This window comes from Paraburkholderia domus (genome assembly GCF_905220705.1).
In the GTDB taxonomy this organism is placed as follows: Bacteria; Pseudomonadota; Gammaproteobacteria; order Burkholderiales; family Burkholderiaceae; genus Paraburkholderia; species Paraburkholderia domus.
The window spans coordinates 1-15,783 of sequence record NZ_CAJNAT010000021.1; the positions used below are offsets into that span (position 1 = coordinate 1).

Genomic DNA, 15,783 nt, shown 5'->3' on the forward strand with positions numbered 1-15,783 from the left:
CAGTTCAACCATTTGTGCCCGGAATTCCGCCGGGTACGGGGTACGATGCTTGCCCATTTCGGCACCTCCTTCTTCAAAAGGATAGGCGTCCGTTTTCGCGGGTCAACTTCAGTCAGCTAGCCATCAGGCTAGTTTGCTTCTACCATGCAAGCTGCTAAGCGGCGGCTCCCATGCTCGGGATGGATGAGCGCAGCATCGCCATCCGCTGTTTCATTCCTGGTAGCCGTTTCGAATACCGCGTGAACCGGTCTGGTTCTTCGTGGGTCCGTCATCAAAGCGTGTTGCAGGCCGTGTCATGCTTGATTGAGCATGACCGCCGTGTATCGCCGGTCGTTTTTCTCCGATGTTCCACCCACGCGCGCGTCGAGTGAGTCTTGCATTCGTGGTTAACGGTTTTCGTCGGGCGGCACAGCTCGTGTTGCCCGAATGGTTTGAGAGGCACGCTTCATCCACCTGCCGGCGACGGCAGACTTCATCCAAAGGGGTCAGCAGATGAGCACGATCACCACGAAAGACGGTACGGAAATCTTCTACAAGGACTGGGGCAAAGGCCGCCCGGTTGTCTTCTCGCACGGTTGGCCGTTGTCCGCGGACGCTTGGGACGCGCAGATGCTGTTCCTCGGCAGCAAAGGTTTTCGCGTGATCGCACACGACCGGCGCAGCCATGGCCGTTCCGCGCAGACGTGGGACGGCAACGACATGGATACCTATGCCGACGATCTGGCCGCGCTGATCGAGCATCTGGACCTGCAGGACACCACGATGATCGGCCATTCGACCGGCGGCGGGGAGGTCGCGCACTACATCGGCCGGCACGGCACGAAACGCGTGGCGAAGGCTGTGCTGATCGGCGCGGTGCCGCCGATTATGCTCAAGACCGAGGGCAACCCCGAGGGCACGCCGATCGATGTGTTCGATGGCATTCGTAAGGGCGTGGTCGACGATCGCTCGCAGTTTTTCAAGGATCTGGCGCTGCCGTTTTACGGCTACAACCGTCCGAACGCGAAGGTGTCGCAAGGCGTAATCGATTCATTCTGGGCACAAGGCATGGTGGGTTCGATCAAGGGCTTGTACGACTGCATCAAGCAGTTCTCCGAAGTCGACTACACGGAAGATCTGAAGAAGATCGACGTGCCGACTCTGGTACTGCATGGTGACGACGACCAGATCGTGCCGATCGACGCGGCAGGCCGCAAGACGGCGAAGATCGTGAAGAACGCCACACTCAAGGTCTACCCGGGCGGGCAGCACGGCATGTGCACCGTCGAAGCGGACAAGGTGAATGCCGATCTGCTGGAATTTATCAGCTCGTAATACGCTGACGTAGCGAGTGCGGCGGCGTGCGGCGATTGCCTTGCGTCAGCCGCACCTGTGGCCGCCTATGACAGCGCCGGTCAGGCAGTCGGCCAGCCGATGCGCGCCGCCCGGCGCAAAGACGAGCGAACCACCAGACGATGGAACGGTGCGATGGCGAAAATATAGAAGCGCCCGAGCCCGTTGTGGCAGTGCACGACGGTGGACAGGATCAAATAGCGCGCGCTCCCTTCGAGCGTATCGCGCGTTTGCTGCAACACCGAAAGCCGGAAGTCGAGATGGCTGTCATTCTCGCCGAGGATGATCTCGCGCGCGCTGCGCGTGTAGATTCTGAAGAAGTCGACCCGTTCCCTGGAGGCGTGCGAAGCTGCCGCGCGCAACTGCTTCGCCGTTTTGATTCCGAAGCGAGCGACCAGCGCATCGCGCAAGCTCAAGAGTTTCGCAACCCACGCCGGCTGGTGTGCGAACAGAAAACGCGCGAGTAGTTCGGGATCGTCAATTGCGTTGTCCGGCAAGCGGACGGCGAACGCGTCCGCGAGATCCGGGGCATCGTACAGGCGGGCTACGCCGGATTCGGCCGGCACAGCGACGGACAGCACGGAACGGTTGGTGTCTGGCATGGGAAGGTACTGTGCCGAAAAAAGATCGTGGTGAGAAGGGCGACCTTGCCGCTGGCGTGCCGCAGTTCGATCACACGCGTGCGCATCAAGTCTACGCGCGCTCGACGATAAGCGCCCGAGTGGCGATGCCCATCGAGCCAATCGGGTGCGACTCGGTATTAATTCACGTCTTATGTTATACGACGTCATACCAATATCGAGGTCGTGCGTGTTTGTTTTTCAACGACGAATTGCTGAACTACAAAAGTCAGTGCGGGTAAGTGCCTAGTTGAAATCCATCTTGGGATCGATGATAGTACGTTATCGTACAACTAGCCGGTCACTCTCGGCCCGATGCCACCACGGCTCGACCGCTGCCGTCCTCCGGCTCAATCGCGCGCAGCGCTGTAAAGGAACCTTATGAAGAAGATTGCCCTGAGTGGGGCCGGCGGACAGCTCGGCTCGGTAGTGCGTGCGGCGTTGATCGCCCGCGGCGTCTCCTTGCGTTCAGCCGCGGGTTCCAGGGCGCTGGTTCCTCTGGTGGAAGGCGAGGACGTGATGCACGGCGACCTGCGCGATCCCGCCGTCGTGGACCGTCTGCTGGAGGGGGTCGATGTGCTGATCCACTTCGCCGGCACGAGCGTGGAACGTCCGCTGCCGGAAATTATCGACAACAACCTGCGCGCGCTCGTCGAGGTGTACGAAGGCGCGCGCCGGCAAGGTGTCAAGCGCGTGGTGTTTGCCAGCTCCAATCATGCGATCGGCATGTATCCGGTCACCGAATATCTCAGTCTCGACTGCGCGTTGCGCCCGGACGGGTTCTACGGCCTGAGCAAGGTGTGGGGCGAAGCGCTGGCGCGCATGTATTGGGACAAGCACGGCATCGAAAGTATTTGCGTGCGCATCGGCAGCTGTCTTGAGCGGCCGACCGAGCAGCGACACTTGAGCACCTGGTTCGGTCATCGCGACCTGATGCATTTCCTCGACCGCTGTGTCGAGGCAGAAGACGTAGGTTTCATCACCGTGTGGGGCGTGTCGGCCAACAAGCGCAGCTGGTGGGACAACAGCGGCGCCGCGCGCCTCGGTTATCAGCCGACCCAGGACGCCGAGGCCTACGCCGAGGAAATCCTGCCACGGCCGAATCCGCTCGATGCATTGGGTCAACGTTATCAGGGCGGCAGCTTTGTCGGCATCGATTACTCGCGCGACGACGCGAGCAGCGACACCGCGGGCCGGCACGTCTGATTGGTTAAGGAATACGAGGAGACACAGTCATGAAAATCAAGGGCATCCGCTGGTGGATGGTCAGTCTGGTCGCGGCCGGGCTCATCATCAATTACCTCGCGCGCAATACGTTGTCGGTGGCAGCGCCGACGTTGATGAAGGACCTCAATATCACGACCGAGCAGTATTCGCATGTCGTGGTGGCGTGGCAACTTTGCTATGCATTCATGCAGCCGGTCGCGGGCTATGTGCTCGACACCGTCGGCACCAAGGTCGGCTTTGCGGTGTTCGCGCTGGCCTGGTCGCTGGCCTGTGCCGCGGCGGCATGGTCGACGGGGTGGCGCAGCCTGGCGTTCTTCCGCGGCGTGCTCGGTATCGCCGAAGCGGCGGGCATCCCGGCCGGCGTCAAGGTGACGAGCGAGTGGTTCCCGGCCAAGGAGCGCTCCGTCGCGATCGGCTGGTTCAATATCGGTTCGTCCGTGGGCGCGCTGCTGGCGCCGCCGCTGGTCGTTTGGGCGTTGTTGCACGGTCAATGGCAATGGGCGTTTCTGATCGTCGGGGTGGCGGGGATTGTCTGGAGCGTGCTGTGGATGCTGCTGTACAAGCACCCGCAGAAACAGAAGCTGTTGAGCGACGCCGAGCGGGATTACATCCTCAGCGGGCAGGAGGCAAAGCACAGCGACGTCGGCGCGGTCAAACGCAGTTGGGCTTCGATGCTCGGCAGCCGCGACTTCTGGGCAATCGGTATTCCGCGGATTCTGTCCGAGCCGGCCTGGCAGACTTTCAACGCCTGGATCCCGCTGTACATGATGACCGAACGGCACATGAACCTGAAGGAAGTCGCGCTGTACGCGTGGATGCCTTTTCTGGCCGCGGATATCGGCTGCGTGCTCGGCGGCTACCTCAGCCCGCTGTTTCATAAGTACGCGAAGGTCTCGCTGTTCACGTCGCGAAAGATGGTTTTCGTCGTGGGCGCGCTTTGCATGATCGGGCCGGCCTGCGTCGGGCTGGTGGCGAGTCCTTACGCGGCCGTTGCGCTGTTGTGTGTCGGCGGCTTTGCGCACCAGACCCTGTCGGGTGCGCTGTACGCAATCACCTCCGATATGTTCGGCAAGAACGAAGTCGCCACCGCCACAGGCATGGGCGGTATGGCGGGGTACCTCGGCGCGGCGGCATTCACGGCGCTGTTCGGCGTGCTGGTCACGCAGATCGGATACAGCCCGTTGTTTGTGGTGTTGGCGGTGTTCGACATCATCGCGGCCGCCGTGGTGTGCCTGCTGGCCCGAAGCAGTGACAAGGTGCCGGATCCGCGCTGGGGGGCTGGGACTGCTGTGGTCAAGTGAGTAACGATTTAGACCCGGCCGCGAATCGCGCCGGGTAATGAAGAAAAATGGAAAAATGGCGGCGCCCGAGGGCGCCGCCATTTGTTTTACCTCTCGCTTAACGCTGATCGACGACCGTCGTGTTGTAAGTCGTCGAACCGATGATCACGTTTTTCAGCGTGATTGCGTTGACGTTGTACGCATAGATCGGGCCCGGCGCCGTAGAGCTTGCGGGACCAGCGGAGACCGCCGTGCCCAGGTTGCAGTTCGAGATCGTGACGCCGCTGATTGGCGGGATGGACGGCGTCGGGGCGGGCCCGTTGTAGTCGAAGGCGACTGGTCCCTGAGCCACGATCGCCTGAAAACATGAACCCGTTACCCCGTTGAGCGTGACGTTGCTCGCCTGCACGTTGGAAATGTTCACGTTCTGTATGACCGCCGGGCGAGTGCGGATGGCGTCGTTTGCCGGTTGATAGTCGCAGTCGAACGTAATCAGGCCGCCCTGCGACGCAGAAGGATTACCCGCCGTCGCCGTGACGACGCCCACCGGCACCGTGCCATTGATCGGACTGCCGCTCAGCAACGCGCTGCCGTAGCCGCCGCCTTTCAGATTGATGCCGTTGGGCAGCGTGACTGTATCGACATAGAAGTTCTTCACGAAGCCGCCGCGATTCATATTCGTCTTGATGCGGATCGCGATGTTCAACGGATTGGTGGCCCAGTTCTGATTCAGCATCTGCAGATTTCGCGCGTAGATATTCTGCACGCCGCCGCCCATTTCGCTGCCGAGCGTGATGCCGCCGTGGCCGCTATTCATCGTGCAGTTCTGGATCACGTGATTCTGCGCGGGACCATACTGCGTATCGAGGTCCTTGCCCGACTTGATCGCGATGCAGTCGTCGCCGGTGTTGAACGTGACGCTGTCGCAGAGAACGTTGTTACACGCGTCCGGATCGAATCCATCGTTGTTCGGGCCGATGCTGTCAGCCATCACGCCGCGAATCACGACGTTCTTGCAATCGGTTGGGTGGTGCTGCCAGAACGGCGTGTTGTTGGTGTGATAGTTCTCCATCAGCACGTTCGTACAACCAATAAACTCGACCATGCACGGACGCAGATAATGTCCGATGCCGAAAATCCGCTGTGCGATCGGTACGCCCGCTTCGGACAAAGCTGGCAGGTAGTTTTGATCCTCTTGCCAGGGGGTCGTAGGGCTTGTCAGCAGCGCGTACAGCGCGTTGGAGATGCCGGGCGCAGCAGTTTTAAGGTCGACGTTCTTCGGATTGATGTAGGCCTGTGACGGTGTCGACGAGTTCACGCAGCCGTATGCCCCGTTCGATCCCTTGTAGGTCCACCAGCAGGTGGCGGTGTTGCCGGTTCCGGCGAACGGCGTCATCGCCTGGCCGTTGAGAACTGACGTGGCGTCTTCGCCGGTCAGGGCAATGTTGGTCTGGTTGCGCGCGTAGACTGGCGAGCCGTAGTTGAGGCAGTCGTTCGCCTGCCAGCGGCTATAGAAGAGGTTGCCGTTCGTGCCGCAGTTGACTGGGCCGTCTTTCGCGTAGTCCGCCGGGTTAGGGCTGAAGTAGATCGTGCAGTTCGCGCTGAGGTGGAAGTTGACATTGCTGAGCAGGACGATCGGGCCGGCGCAATACCACGTGCCGGCCGGCACAACGACGCGGCCGCCGCCGGCCGCATTGCATGCCACTATCGCGGCGAGAAACGCGGGCCTCGCGTCGGGCGCGTTCGCGGCATTGGTTTGCGCCGAGCCCGGACTCGCAACTGAAGACGCGCCCGTGTACGGATTGGTCGCGGCGACGACCGCGCAAGGCGTTGCGCCGTACTGGGTGACCACAAAATCGCGCGCCGGGAACATTGCCTGCGTGATGTTCTGGAGCGACGCAATGATCTGCGTCGCGGCGCCCGAGGTGCCCCAGATCGGGTCTTGCACCACCGGCGGCGTGGTGGCGGGCGCGTTGACGGAGCCGCCGCAAGCGGACAGTCCGCCTAGCAGGGTTGCGCCTGCGGAGGTTCCTGCGAGCACAATAAACGCTCTGCGTTTAGGTGAGTTCGGCGCGTCCTGGCCGCGGATTCTCGATGTTGCCGGCTTGCCGTTGTTTTTATCCTTAGTTGCCACGGATGTCTCCTTGCCCTTTGCGGGCGTTGTGAGTGATCGTCAATACTCGATGAGGCACAGTGCTTCAATCCATCGCCCGAATCGGCGGTGGATATCGGTGCAAGCTTTCGCGTCGTAAGTCATCCTTAATATTTGTAATAAAATGCTATGAATGAGCGTGAAGCTGTTGTACTTGAGACTCGCGCGCTCAGGCTGTGAACGTGCAGATGCGCCGCTCCATCTTCTCTATCTGCATAGAGGGGGTGGATTTGCGCGTGGAGCAGGGCTGCGGGTTTAGGCGGGCTTCTGGCCGATTTCGTGATTGGCGAGTATTTCGAGCGCGCGCACCATGGCGGAGTGATCCCATGCCTTGCCGCCATGCGCCACGCAGGCGCTGAAGAGCTGCTGACAGGTGGCCGTATTCGGCAGCGAGACGCCGAGCGCCTGGGCTGTCGAGAGCGCGAGATTCAGATCCTTCTGGTGGAGCTCGATCCGGAATCCCGGATCGAAGGTGCGCTTCGTCATCCGTTCACCGTGTACTTCGAGAATGCGCGAGGACGCAAAACCGCCCATGAGCGCTTCACGCACGCGCGCCGGATCGACGCCGGCTTTGGAGGCGAGCAGCAACGCTTCGCCGACCGCCTCGATCGTCGCGGCGACGATCACCTGATTGGCCACCTTGCACACCTGGCCCGCGCCGACAGCGCCGATCAGCGTGACATTCTTGCCCATCATGTCGAATAGCGGCTTGACGCTATCGAAGGTCGTCGTTTCGCCGCCCACCATGATCGTCAACGAACCGGCTTTCGCACCGACTTCGCCGCCTGAAACCGGTGCATCCAGATAGTCCGCGCCGTGCTCACGCACGCGGGCTGCGAACTCACGGGTGGCCATGGGCGAAATCGAGCTCATGTCGACCACGATTTGTCCTGGGCGCAATGCGTCGGCAAGACCTTGTTCGCCGAACAGCACGCGCTCGACGTCCGGTGTATCCGGCACCATGACGAAGATCACGTCAGCATGCGCGGCCACGGCGGCGGGGCTGTCACACGCGACAGCGCCCGCCTGGACGAGATCGTCGGGCACGCCGCTGCGTGTAAACGCAGCAAGGGCCACGCCGTTCTTGAGAAGGTTGGCGGCCATGGGCTTGCCCATGATGCCGAGTCCAATAAAGCCTGCTTTTTGCATGGAATGCTCCGTAGATATCATCGCGGCCCTCTCTACTTCGGGTCCGCCTGTTTCTGCATGAAGTGTTTTTGAACCGTCTGTGCGGCGGCTTTCAGCAGCCCCATATCCGCACAGACCGCGATGACGCGGCAGCCCATCGAGATATAGCGCTCCGCGTCGGCCTGCACGGGCGCGAGGATGCCGCTCGGCTTGCCTGCGGCCTGTGCGCGCTCGAAGACGCGAAGAATCGCCTGTTGCACGTCGGGATGGTTCGGATTGCCGATGTGGCCGTAGGCGGCTGCGAGATCGGAGGGGCCGACGAAAACAGCATCGACGCCGTCCACGGCGAGAATCTCGTCAATGTTGTCAACGGCCTTGCGGCTTTCGATCTGAACGATGACGCAGACGTTGTCGTTGGCGATATCGAAGTAATTGGCTACCGTTGCGTAGCGATTGCCCCGCTGGCTCACCGAGACGCCGCGGATACCCTGCGGCGGATAACGCGTCGCGGCGACAGCGCGCGCCGCGTCTTCGGCGCTATCGACGAACGGCACCAGAAAATTCGAGAAGCCGCTATCGAGGAGCCGCTTGATGAATACGCTGTCGTTGGCCGGCGGGCGCACGACCGGCGCGCTCGGGCTATCCTTGAGCGCCATCAACTGGGGGATCAGCGTCAGAACGTCGTTCGGCGCGTGTTCGGCATCCAGCAGCATCCAGTCGAAGCCGACAATGCCGAGCAGTTCCGTGACAATCGGACTGGCGAGGGATGCCCAGCAGCCGATCAGGGTTTCGCCGCCGCAGACGGCACGGCGAAAGCTATTGGGTAAGGGCTGATAAGGCGTGGCGGCTGTCATGGGCATGTCTCCTCAAACTGGAATTAACTGGGCAAACTCCGACGGTTGCTGAATTAAACGTTATAGGTCGTCGTACATCTTGATGAAGATTAGCACTGGCGTGTCGGCTTGTAACTGCCACGTAAACCCGAATTCCTTGCGGGGTAAGGATTTCGGGTTGCGTGAAGGCCGCTCTATGTTGTAGGATGACTTATATCTAGGATGTCCATCTAAGGAAAGCGAAATGTCTATTACCGGCGAAATGCTGATTGGTCGCAATGCAGTGCGCGGCGAGGAAAAACCCTTGCGTGCGTTCAATCCCGCCACGGGGTCCGACATCGCGGAGCCGGTGTTCGGCAGCGGTTCGGTCGCGAATGTCGAACTCGCCTGCGAACTCGCGCAGCAAGCGTTCGACCCGTACCGGCATCTGCCGCTCACGGTGCGCGCCGAGTTTCTCGAGCGTATCGCGGACGGCATCACGGCGCTCGGGGACGCGCTGATCCAGCGCGCGCAGGAAGAGTCGGGCCTGCCGAAGGCGCGTCTGGAAGGCGAGCGCGGCCGCACGACTGGCCAGCTCAAACTGTTCGCGCAAGTCGTACGCGCCGGCCAATGGCTTGCCGCAACGCTCGATTCGCCGTTGCCCGAGCGCAAGCCCTTGCCGCGCTCCGACCTGCGGATGCAAAAGATTCCGCTAGGCCCGGTTGCGGTGTTCGGCGCCAGCAACTTCCCGCTCGCGTTTTCGGTGGCGGGCGGCGATACGGCAGCGGCGCTCGCGGCGGGCTGCCCGGTGGTGGTGAAGGCGCATCGCGCTCACCTGGGCACCTCCGAGATGGTCGGCCGTGTGATTCAGCAAGTCGCGAAGGAAATGAATCTGCCTGAAGGCGTGTTCTCGATGATCGTCGGCGCCGGCAATTCTGTCGGTGAAGCGTTGGTCGCGCATCCGGCGATCAAGGCGGTGGGCTTCACGGGTTCACGGGCAGGCGGGACGTCGCTGATGCGCGTCGCGGCAGCCCGGGCCGAGCCGATTCCGGTTTACGCGGAAATGAGCAGCATCAACCCGGTGTTTCTCCTGTCGAATGCGCTGTCGCAACGCGGTGAGACCATCGCGCGTGGCTTCGTCGATTCATTGGTGCTGGGCGCGGGGCAGTTCTGTACCAATCCGGGGCTCGCGATTGCCGTCGACAGCGACGCCCTCAAAGGCTTCGTTGCAACGGCGTCCGAGGCGCTGAGCGGCAAACCGGCGCAGACCATGCTGACTGCCGGCATTCACGCGGCCTATGAAGAGGGCGAGGGCAAGCTGGAGGCGACGAGGGGCGTCGAGGCCGTTGCACGCGGCGTTGACGCGACGGGCCCGACGCAGGCTCGCGCGGCCTTGTTCGTGACCGATGCCGTGACCTTCCTGTCTACGCCGGCGCTGGAGGACGAGGTTTTCGGGCCGGCATCGACCATCGTGCGTTGCAAGGACGAGCAGGAGATGCTTGCAGTTGCCGAGCACTTTGCCGGTCAGTTGACCGCCACCGTGCAAATGGATAGCGCTGATCTGGCGGCCGCGAAGAAGCTGGCGCCGATCCTCGAGCGCAAGGCGGGCCGGATTCTGATCAATGGTTTCCCGACGGGCGTTGAAGTCTCACACGCGATGGTGCACGGCGGCCCGTTCCCGGCCACCTCCGATAGCCGCGCGACGTCAGTGGGGACGACATCGATCGAGCGCTTCCTGCGCCCGGTGTGCTATCAGGATTTCCCGGCCGATCTGCTGCCGGAGTCGCTGGCCGACGCCAACCCGCTGAACTTGTGGCGTCGTCGCGATGGCGAGATCACACGCAGCTAAGCGATGCGTGAGCGGCGCCGAAGTGGGCGCCGCGTGAGATAAAAAATGGCCGGGATCAAACTCCCGGCCATTTTTTGCGTCCAGCGCGACGAATCAGCGCTTGCTCAGCGTCAGCGCAAAGAATCAGCTGTTCGCTTCAGCGCTTTCGTTGGCGCGCCGCAGCCGCTCGCGGCTATTGGACAGGTGCATGCGCATCGCCGCGCGCGCGCCTTCGGCATCGTGCCGTGTGATCGCCTCGAGAATGCTTTCGTGCTCCAGATTGACGAGCGACAGATACGCGTCGGGCTCAGCATGCGCGATCCCCGCCGAGTCGAGCCGGTTGCGCGGAATCAGCGCGCTGCCCATTTGCGTCAGGATGTCGACGAAATACCGGTTGCCGGTTGCACGCGCCACGGAGATATGGAATTGCAGGTCGGCGTTGACGCTATCCAGCCCGTTGTGGCGAGTGGCTTCGATCGCGTCGAGCGCGGCGCGCATGCGCGCGAGGTCGTCCGGCTTGGCCCGTTGAGCCGCCAGACCCGCGCATTCCGTTTCGAGGCTGATGCGCAGTTCGAGGATCGCCAGTACGTCGCGCAACGTGGTGGCCGGCACCATATCGATACCGAGCTTTTCGCGCTGCGGTTCCAGCACGAAGCTGCCGATGCCATGGCGCGTCTCGATGATCTTGCCCGCCTGCAGGCGTGAAATCGCTTCACGGATGACGGTGCGGCTCACGCTCAGCGTGACCATCAATTGCGATTCCGTCGGCAATTTGTCGCCGGGCTTCAAGGCGTTAGACGCAATTTGCTCGGTGACGTAGCTGACGACAAACTCGGCAAGATTGCGCGCGCGTCGTGGCGGTGCCGCGGATGCCAGTGGTGTAGCCATCGAAAACGCCCCTCGAATCAGATAGTTGCAGATACTTCCTGCGATCCATTATACCGTCGTCTGACGACTGATTATATAAACGCCGGATCATTTTCGGTATCGACGTCAGACCTGGCGTCGATATCCGGTTTCAGGCGCCTGGCGGGCGAGCCGCATTGTTTGGCAGGCGCCGGGGGAAGTACGATAACCGCCCGGCTGCTAGCCTGGGCGCAGTTCGACCCGTTTGATGTCTTTCACGATCACGAGGTAACTGAACACCGTCAGCAAGGCATTCAGGCCGACGAAAACCAGCGCGCCGTTGAACGACCCGGTCTTCGCGACGAGATAGCCGATCACGATGGGCGTCACGATGCCGGCGACATTGCCGAACATGTTGAAGATCGCGCCCGACAGACCAAGGGCCTCCTTCGGCGACGTATCCGCCACGACGGCCCAACCGAGCGCTCCAATGCCTTTGCCGAAGAACGCGAGCGACATGAGCGCGACGACGACCCAGTCGGTCGACACGTAGTTGCATCCGATGATGCACACCGACAGCAGCATGCCGCCGACAATCGGCACCTTGCGTGCGATCGTGAGCGAATGTCCGCGCCGGATCAGCCCGTCGGACAAAATGCCGCCGAGCACGCCACCGGAGAATCCGCAAATCGCGGGCAGCGATGCGACCAGACCCGCTTGCAGAATCGTCATACCGCGCGCCTGCACGAGGTAGATCGGAAACCAGGTCAGGAAGAAGTAGGTCAGCACGTTGATGCAATACTGCGCGAGATAGACGCCGAGCAGCATGCGGTTGCTCAGCAGTTGGCGCACTAGCGACCAGCCGCCGGCGCCGGCTATGTCCTCAGCCCGGGCTGCTTTCTTGTGCCCGTTCACCACGCCGCCGCCCTGTTCGATGTAGTCGAGTTCGGCGCGCGAGACGCGTGGGTGGTCGGCCGGGTTCTTCATCACCTTCAACCAGGTGAGGGCGAGTAACAGTCCGGTCACGCCCATGACGACGTAGACCGTGTGCCAGCCGAATGCATGGGTCAGCCAGGCCATCAGCGGTGTGAAAATGACCGCCGCGAAATATTGAGCTGAATTGAAAATCGCGGAAGCAGTGCCGCGTTCGTTCGTGGGAAACCAGCTGGCGACAACCTTGGCATTGGCCGGAAACGCCGGCGATTCCGCCGCGCCCATCGCGAAGCGCAGCACGAACAGCGCGGTGACGGCGGCTGCTGCGCTGCCGAGCAGGCCAATTGAGCTTTGCAGCAGCGTAAACAACGACCACAGGAAAATGCTCGCCGCGTAGACGCGCCGCGCGCCGAAACGGTCGAGCAGCCACCCCGCCGGCAATTGCGACAGAACGTAGGCCCAGCTGAACGCGGAGAAGATGTAGCCCATCTTGATTGCGTCGAGGCCGAACTCAGCGCGCATCGCGGATCCGGTGACCGAGAGCGTGGCGCGGTCCGCGTAATTGAACGTCGTGATCAGAAAGATCAGCAGCAGAATCGCGTAGCGGACTTTGGTTCGTTTCTCAGCGTGGGCGGGGTTCGCCGTGCGGCTCATTTCCATGCTTGTCTCCTGAATCTCATGCAAGGGAGCGGACTCCCAGGTGTCGTGCCGCAATCGGCCGGCCGCCGCGGTCCTGACAAGTCGAGCCGGCGCTTCTTCGCAGGAAGCGCCGTGCGTCAACGCAGTGAAAAGCGCAGTAAAAAAACGCCCGGCGACGTTGCCGTCCCGGGCGCCCTGTGCAGTGCCGTGCGCGCGACCCAGGTTCGCACGGCTTGGCGCCGTACTGCGTTACTGCGCGCCGAGCTTCTTGATCAGCCCATCGAGTTGCGCCATTTCTTCTTCGGTCAGATCGGTCAGCGGTGCGCGCACCGGACCTGCACTGTGGCCGACCAGCTTCGCGCCGGCTTTCACGATGCTGACCGCGTAACCCTGGCGGCGGTTGCGGATTGCCAGGTACGGCAGGAAGAATTCGTCGATCAGCTTGCCGACGGTCGCGTGGTCGTCCGCGGCAATCGCGCGGTAGAAGTCCATCGCGGTCTTCGGGATGAAGTTGAAGACGGCCGACGAGTACACCGGCACGCCCAGCGCCTTGTAAGCCGCGGCGTAGACTTCAGCGGTAGGCAGGCCGCCGAGGTACGAGAAACGGTCGCCAAGGCGGCGGCGGATCGTCACCATGTTCTCGATCTCGCCCACGCCGTCCTTGAAGCCGATCAGGTTCGGGCAGCGCTCGGCAAGCCTTTCGAGCATGTCGGCGTTAAGCTTGGAGTTCGCGCGGTTGTAGATGATCACGCCCATGTTCGGCACCGACTTGCAGACTTCCTCTGCGTGCGCCGCGATGCCTTCCTGGCAGGCTTCGGTCAGGTAGTGCGGCATCAACAGAATGCCGTTCGCGCCGTGACGTTCGGCTTCCTGTGCGTAGGCGATCGCCACGCGCGTCGGGCCGCCGGCGCCGGCGAGAATCGGTACCTTGCCCTTGCAGACTTCAGTTGCCGTACGCACGACGTTCGAGTAATCGTTATGCGTGAGCGAGAAGAATTCGCCCGTTCCGCCGGCGACGAACAGTGCCGAAGCACCGTAAGGAGCGAGCCATTCGAGGCGCTCAGCATAAGTATCGGCGCGGAAGTCGCCTTGTGCGTCGAAGTCGGTAACGGGGAAGGACAGAAGGCCTTCGGAAACGATCTGCTTCAGTTCCTGCGGTGTCGTCATGATGAGTATCCAGGCGTCGAATGGAGTCAGTATTGAGAAATCGAGATTTCTTATACGTCATCGTACAACAACAAATCGTCTAACTCAACGGGGTTTTCGCGGCATAATGCGTGTCATAGGGTAAATACGGAACATCCGGCAATCTTCTATGTTGTAGGATGACGTATGAATGGTCGCTGCAGCAGGCGTGAAACCGCCATAAGGATCGATGCAATGGAACAAACCCCGCTCTACATTCGCGTTCACCCCAATGACAATGTCGCGATCGTCGTCAACGACGGCGGTCTGGGTGAGGGCGCCGTATTTCCCGACGGTCTTGCGCTGCGCGAGCGTGTTCCGCAAGGACACAAGGTCGCGTTGGCCGATCTCGCGGAAGGCGACGAGGTCATCCGCTATAACGTGGTGATCGGTTACGCGCTCAAGGCTTTGCCGAAGGGCAGCTGGATCAACGAACACGTGATCCGCATGCCGAGCCCGCCCGGACTGGAAGATCTGCCGATCGCCACCATCAAGGCGCCGGAGATGCCGCCGCTGGAAGGCTTCACATTCGAGGGCTATCGCAACGCCGACGGCTCGGTGGGCTCGCGCAACATTCTGGCCATTACGACCACGGTGCAATGCGTGGCCGACGTGGTTCAGCACGCGGTTACGCGTATCAAGGCCGAGCTGCTGCCGCACTACCCGAACGTCGATGATGTCGTGAGCCTCGGGCACACCTATGGTTGCGGCGTCGCGATCGACGCGCCCGACGCGATGGTACCGATCCGCACCGTGCGCAATATCAGCCTGAATCCGAATTTCGGCGGCGAAGTGATGATGGTCAGCCTCGGTTGCGAGAAGCTGCAGCCTGAACGCCTGATGCCGCCGGGCACGATTCCGATTGCCGCTGCTGCGAATGTCGCCGAAGTGGCCGACATTGGTGACGTCGAAGCCGATCTGAATGGCGACGTGGTGGTGCTGCAGGACGAAGCGCACGTCGGCTTCCAGTCGATGATCGAGTCGATCATGAGAATGGCCGACGGCCATCTGAAGCGGCTGAACAATCGCCGCCGCGAAACCTGCCCGGCCTCTGATCTGGTGATCGGTGTGCAATGCGGCGGCAGCGATGCATTTTCCGGGTTGACCGCGAATCCCGCCGTGGGCTTCGCCACCGACTTGCTGGTGCGCGCCGGTGCGACGGTGATGTTCTCCGAAGTGACTGAAGTGCGCGACGGCGTCGATCAGCTGACGGCGCGCGCGGCCAACGCGGACGTGGCTGCCGCGATCATCCGCGAGATGCAGTGGTACGACGATTATCTGAAGCGCGGCGGCGCGGACCGTAGTGCCAACACTACGCCGGGCAACAAGAAGGGCGGCTTGTCGAACATCGTTGAAAAGGCGATGGGTTCGATCATCAAGTCGGGCAATTCGGCCATCTCCGGTGTGTTGTCGCCTGGTGAAAAGGTTAAGCAGAAAGGCCTGATATACGCGGCCACGCCGGCCAGTGATTTCATCTGCGGCACGCTGCAAGTGGCGGCGGGCATCAATCTGCATGTGTTCACGACCGGCCGCGGCACGCCGTACAGCCTCGCGGAAGTACCTGTCATCAAGGTCGCGACGCGCTCCGATCTCGCGCGCCGCTGGCATGATCTGATGGATATCAATGCCGGCACCATTGCAACCGGCGCAGCGACGATCGAAGACGTGGGTTGGGAGCTGTTCCGCCTGATGCTCGACGTCGCAAGCGGACGTAAACAGACCTGCGCGGAGAAACTCAAACTCCACAATGCATTGACGCTGTTCAATCCGGCGCCGGTGACCTGATCGTACTGATAGTAAT

General features: G+C 61.8%; 12 protein-coding genes. 5 read left to right on the forward strand and 7 right to left on the reverse strand.

Going from position 1 to position 15,783, the window contains the following annotated elements; all coding sequences use genetic code 11:
• Positions 1 to 492 precede the first annotated feature (492 nt).
• Positions 493 to 1,314, forward strand: a complete 822-nt coding sequence (locus KHO31_RS27440; protein WP_201082205.1) for an alpha/beta fold hydrolase — start codon at positions 493 to 495, stop codon at positions 1,312 to 1,314.
• An 80-nt stretch (positions 1,315 to 1,394) separates the two neighbouring features.
• Here KHO31_RS27440 and KHO31_RS27445 read toward each other — a convergent pair whose 3' ends face one another.
• Positions 1,395 to 1,934, reverse strand: a complete 540-nt coding sequence (locus KHO31_RS27445; protein ID WP_201082203.1) for a DUF2867 domain-containing protein — start codon at positions 1,932 to 1,934, stop codon at positions 1,395 to 1,397.
• A gap of 399 nt (positions 1,935 to 2,333) precedes the next feature.
• Here KHO31_RS27445 and KHO31_RS27450 point away from each other — a divergent pair, with 399 nt between their 5' ends.
• Both KHO31_RS27450 and KHO31_RS27455 read left to right on the forward strand, forming a co-directional pair.
• Positions 2,334 to 3,158, forward strand: coding sequence for an NAD-dependent epimerase/dehydratase family protein (locus KHO31_RS27450; RefSeq protein WP_201082201.1), 825 nt, complete (start codon positions 2,334 to 2,336; stop codon positions 3,156 to 3,158).
• 29 nt (positions 3,159 to 3,187) lie between these two features.
• A complete protein-coding gene (locus tag KHO31_RS27455) occupies positions 3,188 to 4,480 on the forward strand; it encodes an MFS transporter (protein WP_211624564.1) in 1,293 nt (430 codons plus the stop codon).
• A 97-nt stretch (positions 4,481 to 4,577) separates the two neighbouring features.
• Here the strand turns inward: KHO31_RS27455 and KHO31_RS27460 are convergent, their stop codons facing one another.
• The 3 genes from KHO31_RS27460 to garL form a co-directional block, all read right to left on the reverse strand.
• A complete protein-coding gene (locus tag KHO31_RS27460; protein WP_201086561.1) occupies positions 4,578 to 6,593 on the reverse strand; it encodes a glycoside hydrolase family 28 protein in 2,016 nt (671 codons plus the stop codon).
• Positions 6,594 to 6,866: 273 nt separating this feature from the next.
• The gene (locus KHO31_RS27465; RefSeq protein ID WP_236071495.1) at positions 6,867 to 7,760 is read right to left on the reverse strand and encodes a 2-hydroxy-3-oxopropionate reductase; all 894 of its coding nucleotides are present in this window, start codon (positions 7,758 to 7,760) and stop codon (positions 6,867 to 6,869) included.
• A gap of 32 nt (positions 7,761 to 7,792) precedes the next feature.
• Positions 7,793 to 8,593, reverse strand: a complete 801-nt coding sequence (gene garL, locus KHO31_RS27470) for a 2-dehydro-3-deoxyglucarate aldolase (RefSeq protein WP_201082188.1) — start codon at positions 8,591 to 8,593, stop codon at positions 7,793 to 7,795.
• Positions 8,594 to 8,816: 223 nt separating this feature from the next.
• On the opposite strand from garL, the gene KHO31_RS27475 reads away from it, so the two are divergent.
• Positions 8,817 to 10,400 (forward strand): aldehyde dehydrogenase (NADP(+)), encoded by a 1,584-nt coding sequence (locus KHO31_RS27475; RefSeq protein WP_201082186.1) that lies wholly within the window; start codon positions 8,817 to 8,819, stop codon positions 10,398 to 10,400.
• Positions 10,401 to 10,523: 123 nt separating this feature from the next.
• Here the strand turns inward: KHO31_RS27475 and KHO31_RS27480 are convergent, their stop codons facing one another.
• The 3 genes from KHO31_RS27480 to kdgD form a co-directional block, all read right to left on the reverse strand.
• Positions 10,524 to 11,267, reverse strand: coding sequence for a FadR/GntR family transcriptional regulator (locus KHO31_RS27480; RefSeq protein WP_201082184.1), 744 nt, complete (start codon positions 11,265 to 11,267; stop codon positions 10,524 to 10,526).
• 198 nt (positions 11,268 to 11,465) lie between these two features.
• Positions 11,466 to 12,818 carry an MFS transporter gene (locus tag KHO31_RS27485; RefSeq protein WP_321207337.1) on the reverse strand — a complete coding sequence of 451 codons (1,353 nt, stop codon included), beginning with the start codon at positions 12,816 to 12,818 and terminating at the stop codon, positions 11,466 to 11,468.
• A 228-nt stretch (positions 12,819 to 13,046) separates the two neighbouring features.
• Complete coding sequence (kdgD, locus tag KHO31_RS27490) at positions 13,047 to 13,964, reverse strand: 5-dehydro-4-deoxyglucarate dehydratase (protein ID WP_201082182.1); 918 nt, start codon at positions 13,962 to 13,964, stop codon at positions 13,047 to 13,049.
• Between the two features lie 213 nt (positions 13,965 to 14,177).
• On the opposite strand from kdgD, the gene garD reads away from it, so the two are divergent.
• Positions 14,178 to 15,767, forward strand: coding sequence for a galactarate dehydratase (gene garD / locus KHO31_RS27495; RefSeq protein ID WP_201082180.1), 1,590 nt, complete (start codon positions 14,178 to 14,180; stop codon positions 15,765 to 15,767).
• Positions 15,768 to 15,783: the final 16 nt, after the last annotated feature.